At 59.6% G+C, this 23955-nt stretch carries 30 protein-coding genes and 2 pseudogenes; 11 read left to right on the top strand and 21 right to left on the bottom strand.

The window, feature by feature from the left end; genetic code table 11:
* Window positions 1-252: 252 nt before the first annotated feature.
* The 8 genes from BPNPMPFG_RS31930 to BPNPMPFG_RS31895 all read right to left on the bottom strand — a co-directional run bounded on the left by BPNPMPFG_RS31930 (window position 253) and on the right by BPNPMPFG_RS31895 (window position 7679).
* Window positions 253-1620: an ABC transporter ATP-binding protein gene (locus tag BPNPMPFG_RS31930; protein WP_258592514.1), complete on the bottom strand. Its 1368-nt coding sequence runs from the start codon at window positions 1618-1620 to the stop codon at window positions 253-255.
* Complete coding sequence (locus tag BPNPMPFG_RS31925; protein WP_258592513.1) at window positions 1610-2428, bottom strand: ABC transporter permease; 819 nt, start codon at window positions 2426-2428, stop codon at window positions 1610-1612. Before BPNPMPFG_RS31925 ends, BPNPMPFG_RS31930 begins: the two co-directional genes overlap by 11 nt.
* A 46-nt stretch (window positions 2429-2474) precedes the next feature.
* A complete protein-coding gene (gene rfbD / locus BPNPMPFG_RS31920) occupies window positions 2475-3368 on the bottom strand; it encodes a dTDP-4-dehydrorhamnose reductase (RefSeq protein ID WP_258592512.1) in 894 nt (297 codons plus the stop codon).
* Window positions 3365-4435: a dTDP-glucose 4,6-dehydratase gene (gene rfbB, locus BPNPMPFG_RS31915; protein WP_258592511.1), complete on the bottom strand. Its 1071-nt coding sequence runs from the start codon at window positions 4433-4435 to the stop codon at window positions 3365-3367. The genes rfbD and rfbB overlap by 4 nt, the downstream gene beginning before the upstream one ends.
* 22 nt (window positions 4436-4457) lie before the next feature.
* Complete coding sequence (rfbC, locus tag BPNPMPFG_RS31910) at window positions 4458-5012, bottom strand: dTDP-4-dehydrorhamnose 3,5-epimerase (protein ID WP_258592510.1); 555 nt, start codon at window positions 5010-5012, stop codon at window positions 4458-4460.
* The gene (rfbA, locus tag BPNPMPFG_RS31905; RefSeq protein ID WP_111542366.1) at window positions 5013-5894 is read right to left on the bottom strand and encodes a glucose-1-phosphate thymidylyltransferase RfbA; all 882 of its coding nucleotides are present in this window, start codon (window positions 5892-5894) and stop codon (window positions 5013-5015) included.
* A 131-nt stretch (window positions 5895-6025) separates the two neighbouring features.
* The gene (locus tag BPNPMPFG_RS31900; RefSeq protein ID WP_258592509.1) at window positions 6026-7051 is read right to left on the bottom strand and encodes an NAD-dependent epimerase; all 1026 of its coding nucleotides are present in this window, start codon (window positions 7049-7051) and stop codon (window positions 6026-6028) included.
* A gap of 37 nt (window positions 7052-7088) precedes the next feature.
* A complete protein-coding gene (locus BPNPMPFG_RS31895; RefSeq protein ID WP_258592508.1) occupies window positions 7089-7679 on the bottom strand; it encodes a biotin transporter BioY in 591 nt (196 codons plus the stop codon).
* Window positions 7680-7805: 126 nt separating this feature from the next.
* On the opposite strand from BPNPMPFG_RS31895, the gene BPNPMPFG_RS31890 reads away from it, so the two are divergent.
* Window positions 7806-8714, top strand: a complete 909-nt coding sequence (locus BPNPMPFG_RS31890) for an MBL fold metallo-hydrolase (protein ID WP_258592507.1) — start codon at window positions 7806-7808, stop codon at window positions 8712-8714.
* A gap of 339 nt (window positions 8715-9053) precedes the next feature.
* Here the strand turns inward: BPNPMPFG_RS31890 and BPNPMPFG_RS31885 are convergent, their stop codons facing one another.
* Both BPNPMPFG_RS31885 and BPNPMPFG_RS31880 read right to left on the bottom strand, forming a co-directional pair.
* On the bottom strand, window positions 9054-9272 hold the full coding sequence (locus tag BPNPMPFG_RS31885) for a hypothetical protein (RefSeq protein ID WP_258592506.1): 219 nt from the start codon (window positions 9270-9272) through the stop codon (window positions 9054-9056).
* Window positions 9273-9680: 408 nt separating this feature from the next.
* Entirely contained in the window at window positions 9681-9947 is a 267-nt protein-coding gene (locus tag BPNPMPFG_RS31880) for a hypothetical protein (RefSeq protein WP_258592505.1), read from the bottom strand.
* Window positions 9948-10260: 313 nt separating this feature from the next.
* On the opposite strand from BPNPMPFG_RS31880, the gene BPNPMPFG_RS31875 reads away from it, so the two are divergent.
* Together BPNPMPFG_RS31875 and BPNPMPFG_RS31870 are read left to right on the top strand one after the other, a co-directional pair.
* Window positions 10261-10590, top strand: coding sequence for a hypothetical protein (locus BPNPMPFG_RS31875; protein WP_258592504.1), 330 nt, complete (start codon window positions 10261-10263; stop codon window positions 10588-10590).
* A gap of 49 nt (window positions 10591-10639) precedes the next feature.
* Entirely contained in the window at window positions 10640-10828 is a 189-nt protein-coding gene (locus BPNPMPFG_RS31870; protein WP_258592503.1) for a hypothetical protein, read from the top strand.
* A 17-nt stretch (window positions 10829-10845) separates the two neighbouring features.
* Here the strand turns inward: BPNPMPFG_RS31870 and BPNPMPFG_RS31865 are convergent, their stop codons facing one another.
* From BPNPMPFG_RS31865 to BPNPMPFG_RS31855, 3 genes and pseudogenes are all read right to left on the bottom strand, one after another.
* Complete coding sequence (locus BPNPMPFG_RS31865; protein ID WP_258592502.1) at window positions 10846-10998, bottom strand: hypothetical protein; 153 nt, start codon at window positions 10996-10998, stop codon at window positions 10846-10848.
* 189 nt (window positions 10999-11187) lie between these two features.
* Window positions 11188-11268: pseudogene (locus tag BPNPMPFG_RS31860) on the bottom strand (IS5/IS1182 family transposase); the annotation flags it as partial.
* A gap of 111 nt (window positions 11269-11379) precedes the next feature.
* Complete coding sequence (locus BPNPMPFG_RS31855) at window positions 11380-11706, bottom strand: hypothetical protein (RefSeq protein WP_258592501.1); 327 nt, start codon at window positions 11704-11706, stop codon at window positions 11380-11382.
* A 649-nt stretch (window positions 11707-12355) separates the two neighbouring features.
* Here BPNPMPFG_RS31855 and BPNPMPFG_RS31850 point away from each other — a divergent pair.
* Together BPNPMPFG_RS31850 and BPNPMPFG_RS31845 are read left to right on the top strand one after the other, a co-directional pair.
* A pseudogene (locus BPNPMPFG_RS31850) lies at window positions 12356-13693 on the top strand (IS5 family transposase).
* An 811-nt stretch (window positions 13694-14504) separates the two neighbouring features.
* Window positions 14505-15596 (top strand): glycosyltransferase family protein, encoded by a 1092-nt coding sequence (locus tag BPNPMPFG_RS31845; protein WP_258592500.1) that lies wholly within the window; start codon window positions 14505-14507, stop codon window positions 15594-15596.
* A gap of 125 nt (window positions 15597-15721) precedes the next feature.
* Here the strand turns inward: BPNPMPFG_RS31845 and BPNPMPFG_RS31840 are convergent, their stop codons facing one another.
* From BPNPMPFG_RS31840 to BPNPMPFG_RS31820, 6 genes are all read right to left on the bottom strand, one after another.
* Window positions 15722-15859, bottom strand: a complete 138-nt coding sequence (locus tag BPNPMPFG_RS31840) for a hypothetical protein (RefSeq protein ID WP_258592499.1) — start codon at window positions 15857-15859, stop codon at window positions 15722-15724.
* Window positions 15856-16188 carry a class I SAM-dependent methyltransferase gene (locus tag BPNPMPFG_RS43265; protein ID WP_413776892.1) on the bottom strand — a complete coding sequence of 111 codons (333 nt, stop codon included), beginning with the start codon at window positions 16186-16188 and terminating at the stop codon, window positions 15856-15858. Before BPNPMPFG_RS43265 ends, BPNPMPFG_RS31840 begins: the two co-directional genes overlap by 4 nt.
* Window positions 16189-16649: 461 nt before the next feature.
* Complete coding sequence (locus tag BPNPMPFG_RS31830; RefSeq protein ID WP_258592497.1) at window positions 16650-17831, bottom strand: glycosyltransferase family 4 protein; 1182 nt, start codon at window positions 17829-17831, stop codon at window positions 16650-16652.
* A gap of 19 nt (window positions 17832-17850) precedes the next feature.
* Window positions 17851-17970, bottom strand: coding sequence for a hypothetical protein (locus tag BPNPMPFG_RS43260; RefSeq protein WP_413776891.1), 120 nt, complete (start codon window positions 17968-17970; stop codon window positions 17851-17853).
* Window positions 17971-18877: 907 nt separating this feature from the next.
* On the bottom strand, window positions 18878-19231 hold the full coding sequence (locus BPNPMPFG_RS31825; RefSeq protein ID WP_258592496.1) for a hypothetical protein: 354 nt from the start codon (window positions 19229-19231) through the stop codon (window positions 18878-18880).
* Between the two features lie 28 nt (window positions 19232-19259).
* Window positions 19260-19739: a hypothetical protein gene (locus BPNPMPFG_RS31820; protein ID WP_258592495.1), complete on the bottom strand. Its 480-nt coding sequence runs from the start codon at window positions 19737-19739 to the stop codon at window positions 19260-19262.
* A gap of 143 nt (window positions 19740-19882) precedes the next feature.
* Here BPNPMPFG_RS31820 and BPNPMPFG_RS31815 point away from each other — a divergent pair, with 143 nt between their 5' ends.
* Both BPNPMPFG_RS31815 and BPNPMPFG_RS31810 read left to right on the top strand, forming a co-directional pair.
* Window positions 19883-20197, top strand: coding sequence for a hypothetical protein (locus BPNPMPFG_RS31815; RefSeq protein ID WP_258592494.1), 315 nt, complete (start codon window positions 19883-19885; stop codon window positions 20195-20197).
* Window positions 20194-20424 (top strand): hypothetical protein, encoded by a 231-nt coding sequence (locus BPNPMPFG_RS31810; RefSeq protein WP_258592493.1) that lies wholly within the window; start codon window positions 20194-20196, stop codon window positions 20422-20424. Before BPNPMPFG_RS31815 ends, BPNPMPFG_RS31810 begins: the two co-directional genes overlap by 4 nt.
* Here BPNPMPFG_RS31810 and BPNPMPFG_RS31805 read toward each other — a convergent pair.
* Window positions 20374-20898 carry a hypothetical protein gene (locus BPNPMPFG_RS31805; RefSeq protein ID WP_258592492.1) on the bottom strand — a complete coding sequence of 175 codons (525 nt, stop codon included), beginning with the start codon at window positions 20896-20898 and terminating at the stop codon, window positions 20374-20376. The two genes, BPNPMPFG_RS31810 and BPNPMPFG_RS31805, sit on opposite strands and share 51 nt — an antisense overlap.
* A gap of 245 nt (window positions 20899-21143) precedes the next feature.
* On the opposite strand from BPNPMPFG_RS31805, the gene BPNPMPFG_RS31800 reads away from it, so the two are divergent.
* From BPNPMPFG_RS31800 to BPNPMPFG_RS31790, 3 genes are all read left to right on the top strand, one after another.
* Window positions 21144-21296 carry a hypothetical protein gene (locus BPNPMPFG_RS31800; protein WP_258592491.1) on the top strand — a complete coding sequence of 51 codons (153 nt, stop codon included), beginning with the start codon at window positions 21144-21146 and terminating at the stop codon, window positions 21294-21296.
* Between the two features lie 130 nt (window positions 21297-21426).
* A complete protein-coding gene (locus tag BPNPMPFG_RS31795) occupies window positions 21427-21993 on the top strand; it encodes a hypothetical protein (RefSeq protein WP_258592490.1) in 567 nt (188 codons plus the stop codon).
* Between the two features lie 99 nt (window positions 21994-22092).
* Entirely contained in the window at window positions 22093-22485 is a 393-nt protein-coding gene (locus BPNPMPFG_RS31790; protein WP_258592489.1) for a hypothetical protein, read from the top strand.
* A 288-nt stretch (window positions 22486-22773) separates the two neighbouring features.
* Here BPNPMPFG_RS31790 and BPNPMPFG_RS31785 read toward each other — a convergent pair whose 3' ends face one another.
* Window positions 22774-23280 carry a hypothetical protein gene (locus BPNPMPFG_RS31785; RefSeq protein ID WP_258592488.1) on the bottom strand — a complete coding sequence of 169 codons (507 nt, stop codon included), beginning with the start codon at window positions 23278-23280 and terminating at the stop codon, window positions 22774-22776.
* Window positions 23281-23723: 443 nt separating this feature from the next.
* Here BPNPMPFG_RS31785 and BPNPMPFG_RS31780 point away from each other — a divergent pair, with 443 nt between their 5' ends.
* On the top strand, window positions 23724-23927 hold the full coding sequence (locus BPNPMPFG_RS31780; protein ID WP_258592487.1) for a hypothetical protein: 204 nt from the start codon (window positions 23724-23726) through the stop codon (window positions 23925-23927).
* Window positions 23928-23955 lie beyond the last annotated feature (28 nt).

Genomic DNA, 23955 nt, shown 5'->3' with positions numbered 1-23955 from the left:
ACGTGTGATGAGCGGTCCAGCACTGCCCTGCTGATATCAAAATAGCTTACCGGGGCCGGTCTGAGGAACGATTTGAAGAGATTGACCGCGTCCGTTGACGAATTTGGATTTCTGAGTCCGATCACTGTCGCACCAGGAACTATACAAAAATCACTCGCTGTCACATCCACAAGATTTAGCTCGGCCGCCAACTTAAGTGCCTCCAAATGCGAGTCTCCGACCGCAAGTAACGCACGATCTGTCATATTTGGCTTATACCATTTCAAGGCGAGGTTCACTCGCGCTCAAATTTACATACCCAAACGAAATAGGCTTTCCGACCGCCGAGACACGAAACATGATCGCGTCCATTATTCGATGGGCGCAGGTTGGCTCCTCGGCAGACCATACGCCCGCGCCGACAAAATACACACCAGGGATCAGGCTCATGTTGAACGAGAACCTGACCGTGAACGCGCTCCCGCCCTGAACGGCCCTGATGAAGTTGCCATCTTCGGGATACTTCTGCCCTGTGATAACCGCTCCTGATACATTGCGAATGTGCATCCCGAAGTACACGCCAGAAAAATTGTCGATAAACTTTCCAGATATCTCAAACTGGTAGACGGATCCTGCGTTCAGGACGTTCACAGCATTATTGTTCTCGTCCAATATGCTAATGTTTTCGATCTCCGCGCCCTGAATCGGGTAGACCGAGGTCGTTTCCGGAATGAGACCGGGATCGAATATTGCGGCGTTTTCGGCTGCGGCCTTTTCGGACGTCTCTACGGCCCGAGGAAAATCGCGCTCGATGGCTGGTGCCTCGCCGCTTTGATCGGCCGCCACATAGCTCTGGACAAGATGCTGGTAGTCCTTGTCCGGTGCATAGATTATCTTCTGATATGCACGTATGGCCTGCTGAGGCGATGTGTACATGATCCGCGCGCCTCGATCGAGCACTAGCGCCCGGTCACACAGTTCGATGATGCTAGGCGCTGAATGTGACACAAATAGGATTGATGTTCCTCTGGCCTTCAATTCCTCTAGCCGCGTGAAGCATTTGCGCTGGAACTTCTCGTCACCGACAGCCAGGGCCTCGTCCACCACGAGGATATCAGGGTTGATCATGGCCTGGACAGCGAATGCCAACCGCACGACCATCCCGCTCGAATAGCTTTTTACGGGCTGCTCAAGAAAACCGCCAATGTCCGCAAAAGCGGCAATGTCATCGAAGCGGGCCTCAATCTCATCCGGGCTTAAACCTACTATCGCGGCGTTCATATGTACGTTCTCACGACCCGTGAACTCCGGATTGAAACCAGAGCCAAGTTCCAAGAGGGCCGCGACTCTTCCGGTAGTGTGGACCTCGCCACTGGTTGGATTAAGAGTGCCGCAAATCATCTGCAGCAGCGTCGATTTTCCGCTGCCGTTGCGACCTATAATGCCGACCGTTTCGCCCTTCCTGACCTCCAGTGTCACGTCTTTGAGCGCCCAAAACTCGCGAAAATATTGCTGCGGTTGCATACCGACTTGGCGCTGCAGGCGAGGCACCACAAATTGTTTAAGACGATCACGGGGGCGGTCATAAATCTGATAACATTTACTCAGATTCTGGACGTTGACGGAGATATCAGAGGACATCGGCAAATCCCTTCCGCGTCTTCTGGAACCAAGCGAAGCCGAGCCAAGCAAACAATACGGCTGCCACCAGATAAATGGTCAGGAGCGTGAAATCCGGCTGTTTGTCCCAGTAGAGTACGTCACGAGAATACTCGATCGCAGGCGTCAGCGGGTTCAGGTAGAGCAAGGGACGATAGCCTTGCGGTAGCGCGCTCGCAGGGTAGAACACGGGCGACAGGAACATCATCGCAGTGGTGACGATACCTATGAACTGCGAGACGTCACGTAAAAAAACCCCCAGCGACGCGAGCATCCAACTCAAACCCAGTATGAAAATCAAAAAGGGTAAGAGTACCAGCGGGAAGTAGAGCACCGTTGCCGGAGGCACGCCGTAAAAAAAAGCATAAGCCAGAAGCCAAACTCCGAGGCTAATCAAGAGATGAAACACCGCTGATCCAATGATGACGAACGGCAAGATCTCTAGCGGGAAAACGACCTTCTTCACGTAGTTTGGATTGGAAACAATTAAAGTTGGCGCCCGGTTTATGGACTCCGCAAAAACATTGAACGTCATCAATCCTGCGAAAAGGACAAGGGCAAATTCCATACCGGATCCGCCTTCAACCGTCCAGCGAGCCTTGAGAATCGAACCAAACACGAAAGTATATATTCCCAACATCAGAAGCGGGTTAAAAAAAGACCAAAGTATTCCAAGCAATGATCCTCGATAACGCCCAACGATTTCGCGCTTGATTGAAGCTCCGATGAGAGAACGATTGCGACAGAAGCTGCGAACCATTTCCGAGGGGAAAGCATGAAACTGTTGCATCAGGCAATCGGAGCTGATTTGAGCCGCACTTGTTCCTCGCATTCTTTCATTTCGGTATGCTGCCTACAAGGCGGTCTATTACCTTCTCAAAGGAAGCGCGCCAGTCCGTCGCATCCCAGTCGAAGGTGGAGACGAATTTCGCGCTCGATAGCTTCGAATTGGCGGGGCGTCGCGCCTTGGTCGGGTAGTCGATCGTAGCAATATCGCGCACCCGCGCCCAAGGACCACCCAACACGCGGCTTGTGTCCAGGATATGGCGGGCAAAGCCGCTCCAGTTGGTCTCGCCCGAACCGGCCAGATGAAACACGCCAAACGCGCCGAAGTTCTTGTTGCCATGCAGCATCGCCACGGCATGCAGGATTGCGTCGGCGATATCAAGCGCGGAGGTGGGATTTCCCCACTGATCGGCCACTACAGCGATCTCATCCCTGGCGGCGGCAAGCCGCAGCACGGTCTTGACGAAATTCTTGCCGAACGGGCTGTAGACCCATGCCGTACGCAGGATCAGATGGCGCGGATTGGCGGCTGCCACCGCCTGTTCGCCGGCGAGCTTGGAGGCACCATAGACGCTTTGCGGTGCGGTTGCGTCGGTTTCGATATAGGCACCAGAAGCGCTGCCATCGAAGACATAGTCGGTCGAAAGATGGATGACGGGAATGTCAAGCTGCGCTGCGGCTTCGGCCACCTTGCCGGCGCCGACAGCGTTCACCGCAAAAGCCAGGTCGGGCTCATCCTCGGCCCGATCCACGGCGGTGTAAGCGGCAGCCGACACGACGATATCCGGTTTCGCGGCCGCAATGGCGTCGATGACCGTGTCGGGGTTTGCCAGGTCGAGCTCCGGACGGCCAATGGCGATGACTTCCACGCCGGCGCGCTTCTGGCCTGCCTCCAGAAGGCTTGCCGCGACCTGGCCTTCGCGTCCGGTGACAACCAGCCTCACGCGGCCCCCTTGCGCGCTTCACCCAATCTCTCACCGGCATAGCGCTCTTCGCGGATCGGCCCCCACCACCATTTGTTGTCCAGGAACCAGTCCACGGTTCTCGCCAGGCCGCTGTCGAAGTTCTCGTTGGGCGCCCAGCCGAGATCCCGGCCTATTTTCGATGCGTCGATGGCATAGCGGCGGTCATGGCCCGGACGATCGGTGACGAAAGAGATCAGATCGCGATAACTCTTGCCGCCGGCCCGAGGACGCCTGATGTCGAGCAGATCGCAGATCGTCTCGACGACGCCCAGGTTCGTCCGCTCCGAATTGCCGCCGACATTGTAGCTCTCGCCTGGCGTGCCTTTGGTGGCGACCAGTTCCAGCGCGCGCGCATGGTCCTCGACGAACAGCCAGTCGCGCACATTGGCGCCGGCGCCATAGACCGGCAGCGGCTTTTCGTCGAGCGCGTTGAGGATGACCAGCGGGATGAGCTTTTCGGGAAAGTGATACGGTCCATAATTGTTCGAACAATTGGAAAGCACAACCGGCAGGCCGTAGGTTTCGTGCCAGGCCCGCACCAGATGGTCCGAGGCCGCCTTCGAGGCGGAATAGGGCGAAGACGGCGCGTAAGGTGTTTCCTCAACGAACAGACCGCCGTCGAAAGGAAGATCGCCGAACACTTCGTCGGTCGAGACATGATGGAAGCGGAAGCGGTTTTTCTTGTCGTCCGGAAGGCCGCGCCAATATTCCAGGGTGGCATTCAGAACCTTGTAGGTGCCGACGATGTTGGTCTCGATGAAGGCGCCGGGTCCGTCGATCGAGCGGTCGACATGGCTTTCGGCAGCAAGGTTCATGACGATGTCGATTTCGTCCCGATGCAGAATCTCGAGCACCGCCCTCTCGTCGCAGATATCGGCATGAGCAAAACGGTAATTGTGTGCATTCTCGATCGGCCGCAGCGAGGCCAGATTGCCCGCATAGGTAAGCTTGTCGAGATTGGTCACGCGATAGGCCGGGTTGGCGCACAGATGCCGGCACACCGCCGAGCCGATGAAGCCGGCACCGCCTGTCACTAGAAAATTCATGCTGCTGTCCTCATACAACCCATCAAGCAAACACCTCGGCGGCGGCCAACACCGGCGCCTTGAGATCCTTGTCCGAAAGCTGGAACCCGCCAGCCAATGACGGCCAGTCGATGCCGATGGCAGGATCGTCGAAACGGATCGAGCGGTCGTGTTCGGGCGAATAGGTATCAGTCACCTTGTACAAGACTTCGGTGTCCGGCACGAGCGTCACGAAGCCATGCGCAAAGCCCTTTGGCACCAGAATCTGGTTGCCCTTTTCAGCGGTAATTTCGAGCGCAACCCATTTTCCGAAGGTTGGCGAGCTACGGCGAATGTCGACTGCTACGTCCAGCAGCGCACCCCGGGTGACACGCAGCAGCTTGTCCTGAGCTCGCGGCGCAAGCTGGTAGTGAAGCCCGCGCAGGACGCCCGCCGCAGCGGAATAAGACTGATTGTCCTGTACGAAACGCAAGTCTATGCCGGCCTGCGAAAAGCGTTCGGCATGATAGGTTTCGACAAAGAAACCGCGGGCGTCGCCATGTCGTTTCGGAATGATTTCCAGCACGCCTTCGATGCCAAGGGGCCTGACCTCCAGCATTTACTCCTCCAACCGCTCGACGACACGCCGGCGCAGATAGGCTGCATACTCGTTCTTTCCCAGGCGGGTGGCGCGCCGGAGGACATCGTCCGCCGTCAGCCAACCCTGTTCGAAGGCGATTTCCTCCGGGCAGGCAACCTTGATGCCCTGGCGATGTTCGATCGTGCGCACGAAGGAGGACGCTTCGTGCAGGCTGTCGTGGGTACCGGTGTCGAGCCAGGCGTAACCGCGCCCCAACCGGTGCACATGCAGCTGGCCACGATCGAGATAGACGTTATTGACCGCCGTGATCTCGAGTTCGCCACGCGCCGACGGGCGGATCGCGGGGGCGATGTCAACGACATCGTTGTCGTAGAAATAGAGACCGGTGACAGCCCAGTTGGATTTCGGCTGGGCTGGCTTTTCCTCGATTGTCAGAGCGGTTCCGGTGACCTTGTCGAAGGAAACGACACCATAGCGTTGGGGATCCTCGACATGATAGGCGAACACCGAAGCCCCCTTTTCGCGCGATGCCGCTGCACGGCAGAGCTGCGACAGGCCTTCGCCGAAATAGATGTTGTCGCCCAGGATCATCGACACGCTGTCCTTGCCGATGAAGTCACGGCCGATGATGAAGGCTTCCGCGAGTCCGTTAGGTTGCGGTTGCTCGGCATAGGACAGCTCAAGCCCGAAGTTCGATCCGTCGCCAAGCAACTCGCGGAAAACCGGCAGATCCCGCGGCGTCGAAATGATCAAAATTTCACGGATACCCGCGAGCATCAAAACGCTCAGCGGATAATAGATCATCGGCTTGTCATATATCGGAAGGATTTGTTTAGAGACTGCCAACGTTAGCGGATAGAGCCGCGTCCCGCTGCCTCCAGCAAGGATAATTCCTTTCAAGAAGTTCTCCTTGACATGCCGAAACCCCCAGCCCTGACATAAACTGCTCGTGCTTAGGTTCCATGCAATGGCTTGTCAATCTCGGCGCTGGACAAACGGCCGGACTATTTCGCGCCGAGATGTGACCTCAGCTAGGTCAGTCCAAAATACGCCTGGTACCAATCCACAAACCGCCCGACCCCCTCCGCCACCGTCGTCGTCGGGCGGTAGCCGACCGCCTGCTCCAGCGCCGATGTATCGGCAAAGGTATCGGGCACGTCGCCGGCCTGCAGCGGCAGCAGTTCGATGATGGCCTTTCTGCCAAGCGCGCTTTCCAGTGCCTCGACATAGGCGGCCAGCTTCACCGGATTGTTGTTGCCGATGTTGAAGATGCGCCAGGGGGCGCTGCTGGTGGCCGGATCGGGGCGGTTGGAGTCCCAGGCGGCATTGCGGGCAGCCGGGCTATCGCTAGCCCGGACGACGCCTTCGGCGATGTCATCGACATAGGTGAAGTCGCGCGTGTGGTTGCCGTTGTTGAACAGCCTGATCGGCTCGCCGGCAAGAATGCTTCTGGTGAACAGGAAAAGCGCCATGTCCGGACGCCCCCAGGGACCATACACCGTAAAGAAGCGAAGCCCGGTCGTCGGCAGCCCGAACAAATGGCTGTAGCTATGCGCCATCAGCTCGTTGGCGCGCTTGGTCGCAGCGTAGAACTGCAGCGGATGATCGGCCGGCCGGTGCTCGGAAAACGGCATATCGGTGTTGGCGCCATAGACACTCGAGGTGCTGGCATAGGTCAAATGCGCAACGGCGCTTCTGCGGCAGGCTTCGAGCATGTTGGTGTAGGCGATAATGTTGCTTTCGACATAGGCATGCGGGTTTTCCAGGCTATAACGAACCCCAGCCTGGGCGGCGAGATGGATCACCCGGTCGAATGCGTGGTCGGCAAAGCAGCCGTCGACCACGCTTTTGTCGGCGAGATTGCCGCGGATGAAATGATATCCTGCATTGGTCTTGCGGCTCGTTTCCTCCAGCAGCCGCAGCCTCGCCTCTTTGATCTGCGGATCGTAGTAGCTGTTGACGCTGTCGATGCCGACAACCTCGTCGCCGCGCTCCAGCAGGCGCTTCGATACGTGATAGCCTATGAAGCCGGCTGCGCCGGTGACCAGAACCTTCATCCGAAGCACCTGTCCGGTCCTCGATCGCTCCCGGGGTTCAGCCGCGCTTCAGCAGCGACCACATGGCCGGCACCAGGCTTGCCGCCAGGGCAACCTTGATCAGATCGCCGACGATGAACGGCACGACGCCGAACTGCCACGACTTTTCGGGACCAATCAGCAGCGCCAGCCAGGCAAAGCCCATGGCCATCATGACGACTTCGGCAACCAGCATCGCGTTGAAAAGCTTGATCGGGTGGCGGTCCCAGCCCCGATCGGCGGCCCAGCCGACAATCGCCGCCATGACCACGAAACCGAAGAGATAGCCGCCGGTAGAGCCGAGCATGTAAGCAATGCCGAGACCCTTTTCCGGGGTGCTCTGGAAGACCGGAAAGCCTATCGCGCCCTCCGCCATGTAGAGCAGCAAGGTGGCGACGCCGAGACGCATGCCGAAGGCGGCGGCGATCAGGAGCACGGCCAGCGTCTGCATCGAAATGTCGACCGGCCCGAGCATCACCTTGGTCTTGGCCGACAGGGTCAGCAGCAGCGTTCCGGCGATCGCCAGGAAAAGCTGCGTTGCCAGCCGCGCCGCGCCCTTTTGCGGCAAAGCCAGAGACACAAGCGGACGCATCGTTGTTGCAATTGCCATCGTATTTCCCCAATCCGATTGCCGCTATCTCATGTTCGCGGCCCCGCGTTCTCCTATATATTGGCTTGCGTGTTATGCGGCAATCGGTTTTGCCGCCTCCTCAAACAAAGCACCGATGCACCTGCCATGGCTCTCAAATTCGAAACCGGCTTCGATCCCGCCTACGGCCAGGCGGTGAGTGTCGCGCCTGATATCCAGCGCATCACGGCCCGCAATCCAAGCCCCTTCACCTTTCACGGCACCAACAGCTACATCGTTGGCCGCGATACGCTGGCGGTGATCGATCCGGGGCCGGATAACGAGGCGCATCTGCAAACCCTGCTCGATGTGATCGCCGGCCGGCCGGTCAGCCATATCTTCGTCAGCCACACGCACCGCGACCATTCCCCGCTGGCGGCCCGGCTGAAGGAGCGCACCGGCGCCGCCGTTGTGGCAGAGGGACCGCATCGCCCCGCAAGACCCTTGCATATCGGCGAGACCAATGCGCTCGATGCCAGTGCCGACACGGCTTTCGTTCCCGATATCGCATTGCCCGACGACAAGGTGGTCGACGGCGACGGCTGGTCGATCAGGACGGTTCTGACCCCGGGCCACACTGCCAATCACGCGACATTCGCGCTGGACGGAACCGGGATCCTGTTTTCGGCCGATCATGTCATGGCATGGGCGACGTCTATCGTCGCGCCGCCGGATGGGGCGATGGCCGACTATATGGCCTCGCTGGACCGGCTGATCGAACGCGGGGACCGCCTGCTGCTGCCGGGACATGGCGGGCCGGTGACAGCACCGCGCGGTTTCATGCGCGGGTTGAAGACGCATCGCAAGATGCGCGAGCGCGCCATCCTGGAGAGGATAAGAGCCGGCGACCGGTCTATTGCGGACATGGTCAAGACGATCTATCGCGATACCGATCCGCGGCTGCATGGTGCTGCCGGACTGTCGGTGCTTGCCCATATCGAGCATCTCATAGCGCGCGGAATTGTAGAGAGCGATGGCGCCCCAACCATCCACAACCTAGTCACACTTGTCGTGTAGGGATTATCGGGCGAGATGAGCTGCTGCAGCCGGCAAACCGATTTCAAAAAAAATAATATAAAGTCTGCACCGCCAGTGTAGGTATCCGCTCTATCCGGGAACGCAAACTATAGCGCCATCAGCAAGGGCAAGCGCGATCTCAATTCCCGCTATCTTGCATCGAGGAGAAAGCTTGACGTTGATCCGCTCACTTGGGGTGTATAAGGCAGGACTGCCACTTGGCGTTCAATTCGCAGGCTCGGACTATAAGTTGCCCTACCGGTTCCGCAAGGCCGTTGGTAGACGGCTTTTTTGGCCGGCTTGGCTTGAATTTGATCGCACCGCCTCTGTACTCCGCAATCACCCGGCGACCGTCAATTTGGCGACAACGTCTCCGCGGCTCGAGCTTGGGTTCACGATGATTGTGTGCTCGCCCTGTCGATATTGGCCACCATAAAGCGTGGTCCTAATCGCCAGCACTCGAACAAATCCCTTCCCCGCGTTCTCTCCATTGGGGTGAATGCTGACGACCCACACGCCAGTCGACTGGACGATCAGGTGCGACACATAGGCAAGCATCACGGCGGCTTCAGTGAATTTCTGCTCGACCCCGCCACATAGATGGTCAAAACGGTCGATCCTAACCGCAAAGCCACCCTATCACCGCTAGCCGGCGGCGATCAGCGGTGTCCGTTTATCACTGCCTGGAGTTTCATCGATCGTCAATTCCATCAAGGTACCTCGAGCCGTCGGCATAGATGCTATCAGCATCGATCGGATCTGACATCGCCAGCAATCAAAGATCGATAGAAGATTGTTCGAGAAGTCCCCTCCTGCTCGGCAGGCCCAACCTGCATACGCATTGTTTTACCCCGCCCTGAGGCTGTCCGACATTGAACTAAATAAGCGCGCCAGGGCAGACCGTCTCGCGGCAGATATGATCGCTTTTCGGCGACGTCCCACATTGTTTTCCCATATTGCGATCGCTCAACCAGTGGCCCGGGTATGCTTCAGACCCACCTCCGTCAGCATGGCCGATCCCTTCCTGGTTCCAGCAACCCAACCGTATTCAAAAGCCTGATCAATCCCCTCTGCGACCTCCTCGGCGCAAAGATCACACATTGTTGCGGCCAGGTGTAGGATAGTTTTCATCGGCAAGATGTCACCCGCCTTCATCTCTAAGTGATGGCATACCAGCAGGATCATCCCCGCTTTCTCGCGCATCGAGCGTCCCTGCATCTCCAACTGCTCCATAATGGCCCAGACTCGTTGACACATGCGCGACACCCGGCTCCCAAGGCATTCGCCTAAGCCGACCAACCTGGGCACGTGCAATCGATCATTGGCGACCTCTTATCTCGGCGTTGCGGTGGTCAGCTTCGTCCAACACGGTCCGAAACGCAAACTCAATGATGTGGTGCGCGCTGGCTTCAGGCATCGCGAAGCGAAGGGCGATGGTGGCGCAGCTGATTGAAAACATGCGATCACGAACGATGGGCGCGCTAGATGCTGTCAAGATGCAGAACTCAGCCGAGGGAACTTATCCCGAGGTCGCACAAGTGCCGAAATGTCGACATCAGTGATCGGAGTCGCGTTCGACCTGGATGATGGCCGTTACAAGAACGATCGCCACGGTAAGCGTCCTGCTGAGAAGCCAAAGGGTTTGCTGCTAGACGCGGTGCATTATTCGTTCGACATGACGTTCCTTTCAAGGTTTATGAAATCGTTGCCGCCAACGCCGGCCACAAGTCGCCGGCCGGCAGCGGCAGAACCTGCCGCACTCATTGCTGCCGGTGTGGTTGTGGATAAAGAAACGGTCGAGCGCTTGCAGCAGCAGTTGAAGGACCTCGGCTATACCGAGGTCCCTGGCATCGACAGCAAGGGGCTAAGGTTCTAAGGGCGTTATGCGCTCGGCGTTGCCGGGAGCCGGCTCAGGAACCGGCAGCTTGCAGATCAATCTCCCGGATCCTCCTGTCCGTGGAAGCGCCGGATACGGTGTCGACGAGGGCACAGGCAAGGACATCCGGGGCGAGATCGCGTCGGGCGGTGGCGTTCTGATCGGCGACTACAATAACGTGACCATCGTCGCCAATAACGCCTTCGGCTTCTTCAACGGCGCGTACGAGATAGCTTAACCGCGAGCCCGCCTTTGTCAGGTCGCCAATGCGGGCAGGGTTTGGATGCTATTGTCAGCGGCGACCTTGCGCCTTCCAAAGTGGGTGGCGATTGGCTTCAGCAAGCGGTCATGCGCAAAGAACTCCAGGTGCCCGAATGCCAGGCCAATCGCGCCGGCTGCGATGAACATCAATGCTGCGATTGGCCAGACCGAAAACCCGGATTCTCGCAATATCTCACTCATCGTACTGAATACGGGAGGTCGGCGCTGTTTACGGAACCCGAGACGTCATCCAGGACATGAAGAAAGTGATCGACCTGTTACGGTGCGAGCGGCCTTGATCTGCCTGTTGCTGCTCGTCAAACGGCGCTTCAGAGCCGATCCCTTCTGATCAGGACGCCCGATGACCAGCGGCATCATTCGCTCCCACGCCGCGTCACTCAACACCGACCGATCCATCACGCGCAAGGCTGCTCCAAAAAAGCAGTCTTGAATCACGAACCGATCAAAAAGGGGAATTCTAAGAGTCCACACCACCCTAGGCGTATCCATCTAGCGGGGAAACCCCAGCTATCGGTGCTCAATTTCCTGGAGCCGAACGTAGGCGTCATGCTGCTTTGTATAGCAGTAATTCACCATGCTCCAATCCTTTGTCCATTGCGAAAGGCACTGATTGAGCATGTCTTTCTCGGCGACGCTGAGAGAGGATTTATGAATCTTCGCGACGGCATCGATCGCGTCGATCTGTCTGCCGATGCAGTACTCCTGCATCGAATCGTCGGTAGCCCATTCGGCTTTGCAGTTGGCCTCAATGTCGGATAGAGCGTCGGCCTGATCGTTAGCCAGCGCCGGATAGGCGCCGATGAATAGCAACGCGGCCAAAAAAAGTCTTACCACCTTCTCCTCCGGCGGCGTTGAGCATGCCGGAACCTTGATGCGGACACAAGGCTGACACTTCAACGATAGCGGATCAAGCCAAAATGGTGTCCGGCTTGATTGCCGGAACCATTTCGGCTACGTGGATTATACCGGTCCGGGAACCCAAGCAATTTTTGGACCGTGGAGAGCCCACCGTGCCGAAAGGTGGGCGGGCTCGTTTCGTTTCGAGCGTCCAGTCCAGCGGTTCGTGCCCCGGCTCCCAATGCCAGATGACTTGCCGCTGAGGCGATCCGGTTGATGAACAGGACCATTTCTATCCCTGTCCCGGGCAGGGGAATCGCATATGGGAATTTTGGGCTTGAACTTGGTTTGAGAAGGGATTCTTTGGGAAAGCAGTCGACGAAGGAGTGACTGCCATTTCCAGTCTGTCCCGGGTGTGGCCGTCATTCGTGCCACCGGGCGCGAAGCGGTCGGCCTACGTAGTCGGCCGTGAACTATCCGCAAGCCGTTGATCTGGCATCCTGATTAAGGCGGACGACGGCTTTGGAATTGCATGCCGGATTTGTGGTGTTTGGGCGCTGTTTTCGTGCAATTCGATTTTGCGATTCCCTTGTGCTGCGGAGCGTGATTCACTCGGTTCGGCGGCGGCGAATCGAGGGGACGGCGAGTGTCCAGGCCACGCGAGACGGGGGAGCAGGACCTGTTCCGCTCCAGGCTCGATCAGATCATCAACATGAAGCACGAGCTGGTACGGCTGGCGCAGGCGATCGACTGGCCGGTTCTGGAGGAGCGTTTCGGCACGGTCTATTCGGACGGCCCTGGCATGCCGCCGCTGCCGACCCGGCTGATGGCGGGGCTGGCGATCCTCAAGCACACCTTCAACCTGTCGGACGAGGTGCTGTGCGAGCGCTGGGTGGAGAACCCCTACTTCCAGTATCTCACCGGCGAGGCGTTCTTCTACCATACGCTGCCGTTCGACCGCTCGTCGATGACGCGCTGGCGCAGCCGCATGGGCGAAGAGCGGATCATGGCGCTCTTGCAGGAAAGCCTCAGCCTTGCGGTCAAGACCGGGGCGATGAAGCCGGCCGACACGTGCCAGGTCATCGTCGACACCACCGTGCAACCGAAGAACGTTATGTTCCCGACCGACGCCAAGCTCATCCACCGGGCGCGTGAACGGCTGGTGCGGCTGGCCAGAAGACGGGGCTCAATTTGCGCCAGAGCTATGTGCGGGTCGGCAAGCTGGCGCTGATCAAGCACCAGCGCTATGCCCACGCCAAGCAGTTCAACCGGGCCAACAAGGCGCTGCGCAGGCTCAAGACCTATCTCGGCCGGACCCTTCGCGACATCTCCCGCCAGATCGCCGGCGATGCGGAACTGGACGCGCTCTTCAAATGGCCGCTCTACCAGGCCGCCACCGTTCTCCAGCAGCGCCAGCGCCAGCGGGGCCGCAAGATCTACAGCCTGCACGCGCACGAGGTGGAATGCATCGGCAAGGGCAAGGCGCATGCGCCCTACGAGTTCGGGGTGAAGGTGTCGGTGGCCACCACGGCTGAAGCGCTCGAAGGGCGGCCAGTTCGCCCTGCATGCAAAAGCGCTTCCCGGCAATCCCTATGACGGCCACACGCTCGCAAGCGTCATCCCCGACATGGAAAAGGCCATTGGCAACGAGATCAGCCGCATCCTCGCCGACGCCGGCTATCGCGGCCACAACGCACCGCAGAGCCACACGTTCAGAGTCTTCACCAGCGGCCAGAAACGCCGCGTCACCCCGCTCATCAAGCGCCAGATGCGCCGCCGCTCCGCCATCGAGCCCGTGATCGGCCACATCAAGGCCGAGCACCGGATGGGCCGCAACTACCTCGCCGGCAAGCAGGGCGACGCCGTCAACGCCATCCTGGCCGCCGCAGGCTACAACTTCTCCCTCGTGCTCAGGTGGCTGAAGGCTCTTTTGTGGCTTCTCATCGCCGCCCTCCAAAGTCGCCCCAAGGAACTCGAAGCCTGATCCCTCTCATTGTTCACGGCCGACTACGTATCCGCCGCTTGGTGGCGATTAAGATCAATCGCGTGCCGATCTGGTGCGAAGATCCAGCATAACGGTAGAGTAGATAGCGCAACAGCAATCAACGCTGACAGATGATCGTCTGGGAGCTCCATTCCGAGCGCGCGCCGGCCGCCCCATCTTAGCAATTTCAGAATTCAGCGGAAAACTGTTGTGATCGCTTGCGACCACGCCTAGATTTCCTTCTTTCTTCGAAACGGACGATTTCGAATTGTACCCTTGCGAATGCTTTTTTGGCCAGGAACCCGTCTTCGCATCCGCTCCCTAAAGCCTACTTCTAGAATTCGCTGACGTTCTGTTTTGCTCATGCGGGAAACGTCCCGCGCACTCATGTCGCGATGGACTGGTATTTGGGATGCGATCCACATACTCAAGGATCACAGTCTCGGAACGGGGTTCGCCGTGATCGAGGACAAATTCGGGCCTGAGGCGCTGGTGCGCTTCAAGCACGAGGAAGCACGAGGACCGTCACGATTAGAAACGTCGAGGTCGCGGAGCCCCATGGAACGACCCATATGGGGGGCGGCCTTCTCCGCCGTAGCGGTCAGCCTTGCCGTCGCCTGAAAGGCGACATTGCAATCGACCACACTGGAGGTCGGTTGCGCCAGAAGCTGGTCTTGAGAAAAACCCATGGGAATTGGCCTTGGTGCCACGAGCATGGCGCGGCGTCCCGTTGCCACAACCCCACTAAAAAGCGTAACCCATTGCCATTCCTCCGGAAATAACCGGAGCCATCTTAACGTGGTCAGCGACGATGAACCTCAGTGTGGCCGTTTTCGCCAGCGAACCGGAGATTTGCCAAATACGTCTCGCGCCTTTGCTCGATGCGCTGACCAGGACCAAGGTGATAGCAGACTATGTCTTGCTGGACCGTGACTTGGCGCCTATTGGGCGGCGTGGTTTCGATCACTTCAATGCCGCGATTGTGCAGAGGAATATCAGCAGAGCGCAGCTCGATTTTCTAGCGCGTCATAGCCTCCGGTTCATTTATGACATCGACGACCTGATCCCTCGGCTGCCGGCTCACCAGCACCGCGACACGCACGAGACCAGCCGCAGGATCGCCTGGTGCCTCGCTCATGCAGATGCCGTGTTGACGCCCAATCAAAAGCTCGCAACCGAGCTCCAAGAAGCGATCGGTATAGATTTTGGAGATCGCAGCATCGTCGTTCCAAACGGTCTCGAGCCTGTCGCGGTGAACGATAGCAGATGGGCCGCCCCGGCTACGAAGCTGCTTTGGGTTTCGAGCGACCTTCCGATGGTCGAAATCGAGGGTCTGGGACTTGCAGAGGCGATTGCCGCCGTCGCGAACGACTTCGGCCTAACGGCGATCCTGATCGGGCGCTTTCCCGACCACATCCGGTCCTCGTTCCGCCAGGTCGAGCATGTCCCCAGACTGGTCTTCGCCGACTACCGGAGATTTCTCGCCTCGGTCGGCGAAACGATGGCGGTCGCGCCGTTGCCGATCCATTCGGACAACCATCAGGCCTTCATCGATTCAAAGTCCGACATCAAGGCAGTTGATTTCCTCGGCCACGGCATTCCAGCGGTCTACTCGGCGGCCTGGCCATACCGAAACAGCGATCTCGCGCCGGCGCCACTGGTGGCCAACACCCCGCAGGCGTGGCGCGAAGCGATCGCGGAAGTCGCCGCGCACCCGGCCAAGAACATCGACAGCGCGAGGGTGGAGGCCGTTCACCTGCAGCGATCATACGCTACCGTCGCGACCATACTCGGCAAACAGCTTGCTAATGCCTCCATGCCATATCGACCGCTGCCGCGCGTCTTGCTCAATTCTGTCTTGCGACGATGGGAGCGGAGAATGCGAGATTGGCGGCGATCCTAACGATAGCGATGCATTCACCCTAAGGACTTTCTGGCTTTCACTACTAACTTCGAGCCGCGAGCACCCCCGCCGGCGTTGACCAGTCTTTCGACAAGCGGCATAACGCGTCCGTATCGCTTCTCCAGCTACCCGGACGGCTCGAGGATGCCGCCATGGTCGGTCTTGCGGATTCGTCGGCTCATCACGTCGATACGGTCGGCGCCAGCCGGCGTGGTTTCCACCACCGGATCCGAAAAATCGACGCACCTAAGCAGATCGGTCATGCTTGACGACGTGAAGATGTTGAGGTGATGCGGCGCGTCGAAGCCACCCACTCGCGACCGAAATGTCTTTGGCCCCCAGGATCGGCGTTCGAGGTCAGCATAGGCAGCTGGCCGCCAGGCTTCAGCGTACTGAGGCATTCCCGCAGCGTCGTCTTCGGGCCAGGCAGATGCTCGATGACATGACCCATCATAACCGCATCAAAGGTCGCCCTCGCAAAGCCCCGTTCGTAAAGCGACCAAAGCCCGACATCCAGCCCGAACTCATGGGCAGTGACAGCGGCCTCGCCGTCGAACGCGACACCGACCACGTCACAACCCAGTTGCTTCATCGTCCAAAGAGCGCGCTCGTCACCGCAGCCGATATCGAGGACCTTGAGGGCGGAGACTCGATGTCGATGTGACAGATCTGGTCGTCGCTTCGAGTTTCCAACGATAACGCAAAGCGAAGATCCGCGAGCGCAGCCGATCGCCCGGGCTTTTCTGCGCCTTCGGACCATAGACAGATTCAAGATATGCGCGTTTCGCCCGGGACAGGCGAGGCAGGCCGCGCCTCTCATGGGTGAAATAGTCGAGATAGGCGTGCCCGAGCTCATCAGGAAGCGGGCCGGATCGAGCCGAAGGGAACCGCAGACATCGTTGGAACATCGGGGAATCGACCATTCTATGGGCGACGAGAACAGACCATGCATTTTGCACGCTCAATCGTCCTCAGATCGATCCCGCACCATGCCAACCCGCGCTCGGTGAACGCGACTTTCGGGGCTGCTCGCATCAGCCTGCTAAAATCAAGCTATCGCCCGCTTGCTGTCTCCAAGGGCAGTGCGGAGCCCCGGTTCGCGAATTCTTCGATCCTGGTTGCAGCGTGGTGAATTCCGGTAGTCAGTTCGGTCTTCCCGACATACCCGTGCGCCAGTTTGCTGAAGCTCGCCCGCTTGTACTTGGAGGCGACCGCCGCCTCAGCGATCATCGACGCCGACGCATCCGGCGGAAGCACGATGCCGGCACCTGACGCGCTGACGTGCACGGCGTAACCGCAGGTCGCCGTCGTAATAACCGGCAGGCCCGCAGCGAGTGCCTCGACGATGACCGTGCCGGTCACATCCAGCCGGGCGGGATGAACGAGCAGGTCGCAAGCGCCGAAAAGACGATCGAGCATCGAATGGTCGACCCTGCCGACAGGGAGGATACGGTCGCGGCAACCGCGCCTGCCGGCCTCTTCGAACATCCGGCGAGCCCATTTCTGCATCGGATCGACGCCGGCGACCACCAGCAGCGCGTCTGGAACCAGCGACAGTGCGGTTATTGCGCGGTCCAGGCCTTTGACCTTTGGCTGCAGGCCGATCCATAGCCACGCGCTCTGCCCCTCCTTGACGCCGAGGGATCGGCGCAATTCCAGGCGCTCGCATTCCGTTGGCGAGGCGAGGAGACGGCGGGGATCGAGTGTGGGCGGTAGGACCACCATGCGTTCGGGCGCGATCGACCACGCCCGCCGATAGGCATCGGCCTGAGGCTGGCTGAGCATTAGCCGGACCGTGTTCGACCGCGGCCCGTAACACGCCCCTTCGAGCCGACGCATAACCCGGTAGCGCGGCAACAGTCGTTTCCAGAACGGCAGCGGTCGCTCGGTGAAGCACCAATCGCCACAATAGAGGACATCGAGCCCGGTCAGCTTCTGGAAGCCGACGACCAACTGCTTGCGACGATCGATAACCTCAAGATCGTTCGCGAACGTAGCCATCCGGCTATGGTTGGTCAGTCCCCGGGCGGGAAGTATGGTGGTCGGAATGCCCTCGGCAAGCGGCCCGGCCGACGTGCTGAACAATCTCACGTCGTGGCCGCGATCGATCAACGCACGCGCCACCCTCGCGGCATCCCGCTCGATGCCGCCGGCCTCGGCCAAGTCGAAGACCGCGATCGCGATCTTGTGGACCTTGGAGACGCTGTTGGTCCAGTCGGTGTAAATCCTGGTCATGGTCCGATGTCCGACACGATCAGGAGCGGTGGATTGTCGAGCGCGACGGCGTAGCGTTGGAGCTGACCGGGACCGATGCAGACCGAGCAAGGGCCTTGATCATGTCGGCCGTGTCTGGACGCGACCCATCGTCGGCGATGATGACCTCTACGTAGCGCTCGGTCTGGCTGGCGAGCGACTGGAGGCTCAGCCTCGGCGACTCCGGTCAGTTGTAAAACTTGACGATCACCGAAATCGACGAAACCTTGGACAGGGTCAAAAAAATGCCCCCGCCGTTTGTTCGCGCTGATCAAAGCTGCGTTGGACAATGTCGCAACAAAATACTCTTCCGTGCGCAATTACGGCGCGGAACATCCCCGCGAGCATCCGTTACACCCCACCCAGAAAAGCCCACCATTTTCTATTTATGATCTAACAGCTTAAGTCGACCAAATAAATTATGCAATGCTTATTTAGGAACGGCAAATCGATGCAAGCTGAGACAGTAGACGGGGACCTTCAGGCCCGTGAGATTTCCGTCTAGCGCATGGTGGAAAGCGGCCACCCAATCGCTTACGCTCATGGGCGACGTGCTTTCTATGCTTCCGACAAAGCGTGACCTGAGGCCACAACACCTATTTCTCGAGATCGTTCCTCTCGATCGCGATGCGCAGCACGCTAATTCCCTCGTCCGGGTCTTCCTCCACCGGACCATCGGGACGCCCACCCGACGGCGGCGGCATGTCGTCGGAAGAGAAGTATCGATAGGGAAAAACGGGCCGAAGGAATCTGACGCGAACATCGCGAATGCACTGTGGCCGCGCTTCTGCCGGCCAGAAAACCGGCGGCATAATTGAAAAACTTGGCGTAGGTTCGTGTCATCAGCTCGTCGACGGTTCGTGACGATCGGGCTGGAAATGCGGCCGATGCTGGTGTCTTCGTGTGCCCCTACGAGGCGGTAGCCAACGCCGTTGTGTTGGACGAGCGTCCAGTGCATCAACCCGATCTCGGGTTCGTCGTCGACGGAGGTAACGGTCATGCTGCCTCGCTTTCCTGGTCGTAGAATTCTATCCGTCCACCGTCTCCTGATGCCGACGAATGACGGTGGCTGCATCGGTGCCGGATGTCGTCACCGTGATCCAGCGAATGCGGCTGCCGACGGTGAAATCGGGTTCGATGACTTCGGATACGCTGACAGTGGTCACGCCGTCGACGGACTGGACGTCCATCCCAAGCACTCGGCCTTCGACGGCAAGCTGCGCCTCCTGATCCCTGCATCGTGCAACGATAGCGTCTCGCGTGTAGGCTGCGGTGTCGGCCTGGGCGACCGCCTTGTCGCGCTCGTCTTCGAAGCATTTGATCTTGGAGACGGTCTCGTTGAGGTCGCGTCGGGGCATCGGGTCATACCAGCCTTCGGACATGGTCCGACTGGCCTACTCCCGAATCTCGTTAGCGGCGATCCGGCCAACAGAATGGTGCAGCAGGAAACGCTCCGCCAAATTCAGGCTGCGGTGTTCGGCCGTCTTCTCCCGCCACTCCTCGAGAAAATCGACGTCCTGCGGCAGAAATAATTTGGTGTTCATCACGCAGCCTGGGCAACGAGAGAGCGTCGGCGTCGATCCGGCGCACGTCGTCGGATAGGTCCGCCATCGTCGCCGTCCTGCCGTCGAGCTTAAACAGGCGCGCTGACATCTGTTCGATGCGATGCCCGGCATTGCACTGGAGATCAAGCATTTGGTCTGGGCCGACGGCGCGGGCGCGCATGCCGTTGCTGTAATATCTGCGCGCCTCGAGCGCGAGCGTCCTTGCGACGCCGCACAGTCCTGCGGTCGCATCCATGAAGGTGGTCTCTTCGTGCTGCCGTCCGACGGTCTTGCCGTCCTTCTCGACCCGCGTCACCTCAAGATTGCTCGTGAAACCCTGTTGCATAACGCCCTCCTCATCATTGTCTGCAGACAAGGGTTGTGCGGCCGGCTGCAAAAACCTAATCGCCGACGGATTCAATTCGATCGACCCCTTTAGATCCCTCCTGGATCCCTCTATGCGAGGCTCGGGAACAGGAGATTTTCGTGATGGCACAGCATCGGGGAATGGACGTCGGAACAGCGGTCGGGCTTCAGGCAACCGCGCTCGGCGTCGGGATTGGAGCCGTCCTCTTCACGGGACACGCCAACGCGATGGAGCGCGTCCGCCAGGACCGTGAGGCTCGCGAACAGGCGGCGTACGACGCTGCCGTGTCGGCCGCTCTCGGCAACGCCGAAGCCCTTGGCCGCATCGCCCGGCAGGCAGTCCGCGATCTCGCCGTTGAGCGGGCCGAGAACGCGAAGCTGCGCCGCGCGCTCGAGCAACGGCAGGCATACATCGATCGTCAGCGGATGGCAGCATGAAGAAGGCGAAAATCGACAAGCTGTACGAAGAATTCAGGGACCTTCTGCAAGAGGTCCCTGAGGCGGAGCGCGCGCTCCGGGACTATCGTGCGATCCGCGGCGGCCAGTCGCCTGACGCGGCTATCGCTCGCCTGCGCGAGCGCGAGTTGCAGAAACGCGAGGAGGCCTGGAACGCGTTACGTGACCAGCTTCACGCGAGCGGCATGATCACGGATTCGATCCACTAGCAAGTCGCGCGCCGGGTGCCTCACGGTCCTCGGTCCTTCGATCTGCGGCGTTGTCGGGATCGGCAACCCGACGACGCCGCATTTCTTTCCCGAGACGGCAAGCTCGCACGCCTTCGGCCCCGCGGCGACCAACCGCTGCAGGTCCTCTTCCCTAAGGCCGAGCAGCCAGTCCGTCTGCTCTGCTGATAACCCGGAAATATCGACGGCTCCGCGGATCGCTGGGTCAATTGCAGCGGCGTACTGATGCACCGCCATTCCGACGTCAGAGGCGTGCGCATGATCGTTCGCGATTTCGCGAGTGTACTCGTCGCGGTAGGCCGCGGCGACGTCCTCCGGCGTGGTCGTCGGTCTCGGCGGTTGGGGCATTGACGGCGACGCTACCCCGAGCAGCCGACAGAACGCGGCGATGATCGCGAGGATGGCCTTCAGGATGGCTTCGGCAGCCTCCAGGGCGAGACGGACAGCAGCTTTCATCGAACGAACTCCTTAAAATTGTCGGTGATTAGGTCCCGCTACCAATCGTGCCGGAGTTTTCTGCAATCTACATGCAGATTTTCGAAATTTAATTTGTTTACAGGCATCTTAAGAAGCTTGAAAGTTGCAAATTGCACTTTGCAAGTATCAAAATAAATTCTGAACCAGGCTTGCCTTGATCGTCATTACGCATAATCCTTGCGTTATCGGAAGTGCACTGCGGCTTACATTTGAAGGAGGAAACCATGGCGAAGTCATTGAAATCCGTCACCGTCGGCCGGACCGAGCACCTGCTGCCGCACGTCGGGCAGTCCCGCGTCAACCAATATGAGATCCGCACGCGCAACTCGAGCGGCGACTATGACCGGACCCGCGACCACGATGCCGCTCGGCGTTAGCGCAGAGGATCATCTACGCAGCATCTACAGCACGTCCGAAGCCGCCTGAGCGATATCCCAGCGAATGCGGCGCAGCCGACGAGCGCCGCATATACGGGGACATCCCGGCACGGAAAACGAGGAGAATGGCATGGATACCAACATTCTGAACGACCGCATCATCGCACTGATGGGCAGATATCTGCCGGATGACGAAGGCTCGGCCAAATTCGCCGCCAGGGTCATCGAGTACGCCATCAAGGAGGAAGAGGATAGTCCCGGCATCTATGACTACTACGACGCCGATACGGCCATCGAGGCCTTCCTCGAAGCGTGCACGGACGGCTTTCAGCAAAATTTCCGGTGGGTGCTCGCCGCCAACGCCGTCGGCGAGGCACTGCAGACGCTCGCCGATCTGGCGTCGGCTCCGCAAGGTTACGTCGTCGTCAATGGGAACTCCGGCGCGGTCTTCGCACAAGGGACGACGGTCAAGGCTGCGCAGGCGGAAATCGAATCCATCGGAGGCCATTCGATGGCCTGGAACGAAGTCCGCGGGGCTCGCGGAGTTTCGGGAGGCGCAGGCAATACCGTCTACCACTTGTACCAAATCGGCCTCATGGATTGGGAGGCCAGCGATGGCGCGCGCGTGGCGGCGCTCGGTTATCACGTCTGCGATTATGTCGCGCGTGACATCCTCAACGATCTCGACGCAGCCTGAGCGGTGTCCCAACCTATGCGGCGCAGCCGACCAGCACAGCGCATATATGGGGACCTCGTATGGAACCTCGACAACGAAGTCCCTAATGAGGAGGTGAACATGACTGACACTGAACTTCGCCGACGCCGCATCGCGCTCTACGGTGTGATCTCGGTAGGACTGCACGATTCCGAAGAGCTTCGGTTGGACGCCACGGAGATTCCGAGCGGCGGCTGGACCGACCGCAACGGTGACGAGGACGACCGTCTCTACGGCCAAGCCGCGTTCGACCATATCAAAGAGTGCATCGCATACATGACCGTGGCGATCGACAACCGGTTTTCCCTTTACCGCGAGGAGGGCGGGAACAGCACCGAGGTGCTGGCCGACGTGGCGCATGCGCTTACCGTGATCCATGAACGGGAGCTCGATGTCGAACGCCGAGTGGACAAGTGCGGTCCCAAATGGGACCTCAAAGAGGCCTTCGGCGTGGAAGAAGGTCGGTTGCTGTGAGGACCGCATCACACCAAGAAGAGCGCGACCACTACGTAGAGATCCGGGACCGTCTCAAGCGCAGCGGCTGAGATTCCCATCGCATCGCCAGCGAGCTCGTTGTGGCTCGACAGACGGGCTGCCAGTACGATTTCCATCTGGAGGCCAAAGAAGCCCTACCGGCCAGGGCGGGGCTTTGGCATCTGTCAGCGCAAACGTGGGCTACTTGTCTCCAGGTACGCCGAGTACCATTCCGCGAAATCATCGCGGAATGGTATGTCATGGAGCCGCCTGAAAAACGCGGCGACGCTAGCCGTCGAGTGCGCCTTCGAGCAGCTCGAGCAGCGTACGTCCGGGCTGGCCGATAGCCTCGTCAGCCCTCTCAACCCACGTCCCCTCCGTGCAGAACTGGGTCTCCGAACCGGAGAACAGACGATCATTGCCAGACTTCGGCGACGACCAGTGGATGCTGACGCGGCCGGGGTATCCGGCGTCAGGGCCGTGCCCTGCGACGACCAGCCTTGCCAAGGGCTTGATCCGCAGCCTCCGTGCGGTCTCGTCCGAAAGGCGGAAGTCGAACTCGACGACCGCCTCGTCGCCGTCCAGTCCGGACGTCCGGACTGCATAAGGCTCGGGAGGATTGTCGACGGACTCGACGAACTGTGCCTGTACTTCAGGCGGCAGTTCGCGCAGCGGGACGTCGTAGCCGACGGGGACCCGCGACGAATCCGGGCGGCGCGAGCCTTCCGGCTTCCAGGGTTCAGTCGAATAGCCCATCGTCATCGTCGCGACGCGGTTGGTAAGGGTGGTAGCCATCTCGATCTCCTATTGTTGGCTAGGGACCGCGCTCCGTCGAAGTGACGGTACACGCGAGTCGGCCGCGGCTCAGCAGCTACGGACAGTCTCTGATCTACGATAGAGGAGGAATCTCGGCCCGGCGGCGGCCATGTCGCAACATCCCCGGGGCGCAGCGTCCTTAGCAGTGGGGGCGCAGGAGATCCAGATCCGGAAACGGGATGTTGGTGACGAGATGAATCATGCATTCGAAGATCCGTTAAATTTGAAACGAGTTCGCACCGACAGCCAGGGGGGACGAATGATCAGGCCGGGAGCAACTCGTGACTGAGCCGTCGTCCATGCACGCTGGGTCGCCGAAAGCCTGGTGGGGGACCCGTGCCCGCCGAACAAAGCCGGCAATCGCAAACGATTACCCTTCGCCCGATCCAAGGACCGTACGCCCTCTCTTGTCGCGCGCACTCATGATCGAGCGGGAAGGTGAAGGTTTGAAAGCAACTGCACGTGCGTTGTTGGCGCTCGCTGAAGGCACGGATGCGGCATCGCATTCGGCGGCTGTCGGGTTGATGATCGCGGTCGCCGCCTTGTCGGCGAAGAAAGCCACGGCGCTCATTACCGCGCAGACTGTCCGCATCGTGCCGTGTCGCCCGACGTCCTTGCCGTCCTAAACGTAGGAGCTGCGATTTGGGCGCTTAT

The sequence above is a fragment of the Mesorhizobium sp. AR07 genome, from assembly GCF_024746815.1.
In the GTDB taxonomy this organism is placed as follows: domain Bacteria; phylum Pseudomonadota; class Alphaproteobacteria; order Rhizobiales; family Rhizobiaceae; genus Mesorhizobium.
The sequence above is the reverse complement of the archived record's forward strand: the minus strand, read 5'-3'. Positions and strand labels throughout refer to the sequence as shown.

Coding starts and splice junctions, on each gene's coding strand:
- BPNPMPFG_RS31930 (WP_258592514.1), bottom strand. CDS start 1,620: ATGTCCTCTGATATCTCCGTCAACGTCCAGAATCTGAGTAAATGTTAT.
- BPNPMPFG_RS31925 (WP_258592513.1), bottom strand. CDS start 2,428: ATGCAACAGTTTCATGCTTTCCCCTCGGAAATGGTTCGCAGCTTCTGT.
- rfbB (WP_258592511.1), bottom strand. CDS start 4,435: ATGAATTTTCTAGTGACAGGCGGTGCCGGCTTCATCGGCTCGGCGGTG.
- rfbC (WP_258592510.1), bottom strand. CDS start 5,012: ATGCTGGAGGTCAGGCCCCTTGGCATCGAAGGCGTGCTGGAAATCATT.
- BPNPMPFG_RS31900 (WP_258592509.1), bottom strand. CDS start 7,051: ATGAAGGTTCTGGTCACCGGCGCAGCCGGCTTCATAGGCTATCACGTA.
- BPNPMPFG_RS31895 (WP_258592508.1), bottom strand. CDS start 7,679: ATGGCAATTGCAACAACGATGCGTCCGCTTGTGTCTCTGGCTTTGCCG.
- BPNPMPFG_RS31890 (WP_258592507.1), top strand. CDS start 7,806: ATGGCTCTCAAATTCGAAACCGGCTTCGATCCCGCCTACGGCCAGGCG.
- BPNPMPFG_RS31885 (WP_258592506.1), bottom strand. CDS start 9,272: ATGCTTGCCTATGTGTCGCACCTGATCGTCCAGTCGACTGGCGTGTGG.
- BPNPMPFG_RS31880 (WP_258592505.1), bottom strand. CDS start 9,947: ATGGAGCAGTTGGAGATGCAGGGACGCTCGATGCGCGAGAAAGCGGGG.
- BPNPMPFG_RS31875 (WP_258592504.1), top strand. CDS start 10,261: ATGTCGACATCAGTGATCGGAGTCGCGTTCGACCTGGATGATGGCCGT.
- BPNPMPFG_RS31865 (WP_258592502.1), bottom strand. CDS start 10,998: ATGTTCATCGCAGCCGGCGCGATTGGCCTGGCATTCGGGCACCTGGAG.
- BPNPMPFG_RS31845 (WP_258592500.1), top strand. CDS start 14,505: ATGAACCTCAGTGTGGCCGTTTTCGCCAGCGAACCGGAGATTTGCCAA.
- BPNPMPFG_RS31840 (WP_258592499.1), bottom strand. CDS start 15,859: ATGACCGATCTGCTTAGGTGCGTCGATTTTTCGGATCCGGTGGTGGAA.
- BPNPMPFG_RS43265 (WP_413776892.1), bottom strand. CDS start 16,188: ATGAAGCAACTGGGTTGTGACGTGGTCGGTGTCGCGTTCGACGGCGAG.
- BPNPMPFG_RS31830 (WP_258592497.1), bottom strand. CDS start 17,831: ATGACCAGGATTTACACCGACTGGACCAACAGCGTCTCCAAGGTCCAC.
- BPNPMPFG_RS31825 (WP_258592496.1), bottom strand. CDS start 19,231: ATGTCCGAAGGCTGGTATGACCCGATGCCCCGACGCGACCTCAACGAG.
- BPNPMPFG_RS31820 (WP_258592495.1), bottom strand. CDS start 19,739: ATGCAACAGGGTTTCACGAGCAATCTTGAGGTGACGCGGGTCGAGAAG.
- BPNPMPFG_RS31815 (WP_258592494.1), top strand. CDS start 19,883: ATGGCACAGCATCGGGGAATGGACGTCGGAACAGCGGTCGGGCTTCAG.
- BPNPMPFG_RS31810 (WP_258592493.1), top strand. CDS start 20,194: ATGAAGAAGGCGAAAATCGACAAGCTGTACGAAGAATTCAGGGACCTT.
- BPNPMPFG_RS31805 (WP_258592492.1), bottom strand. CDS start 20,898: ATGAAAGCTGCTGTCCGTCTCGCCCTGGAGGCTGCCGAAGCCATCCTG.
- BPNPMPFG_RS31800 (WP_258592491.1), top strand. CDS start 21,144: ATGGCGAAGTCATTGAAATCCGTCACCGTCGGCCGGACCGAGCACCTG.
- BPNPMPFG_RS31795 (WP_258592490.1), top strand. CDS start 21,427: ATGGATACCAACATTCTGAACGACCGCATCATCGCACTGATGGGCAGA.
- BPNPMPFG_RS31790 (WP_258592489.1), top strand. CDS start 22,093: ATGACTGACACTGAACTTCGCCGACGCCGCATCGCGCTCTACGGTGTG.
- BPNPMPFG_RS31785 (WP_258592488.1), bottom strand. CDS start 23,280: ATGGCTACCACCCTTACCAACCGCGTCGCGACGATGACGATGGGCTAT.
- BPNPMPFG_RS31780 (WP_258592487.1), top strand. CDS start 23,724: ATGATCGAGCGGGAAGGTGAAGGTTTGAAAGCAACTGCACGTGCGTTG.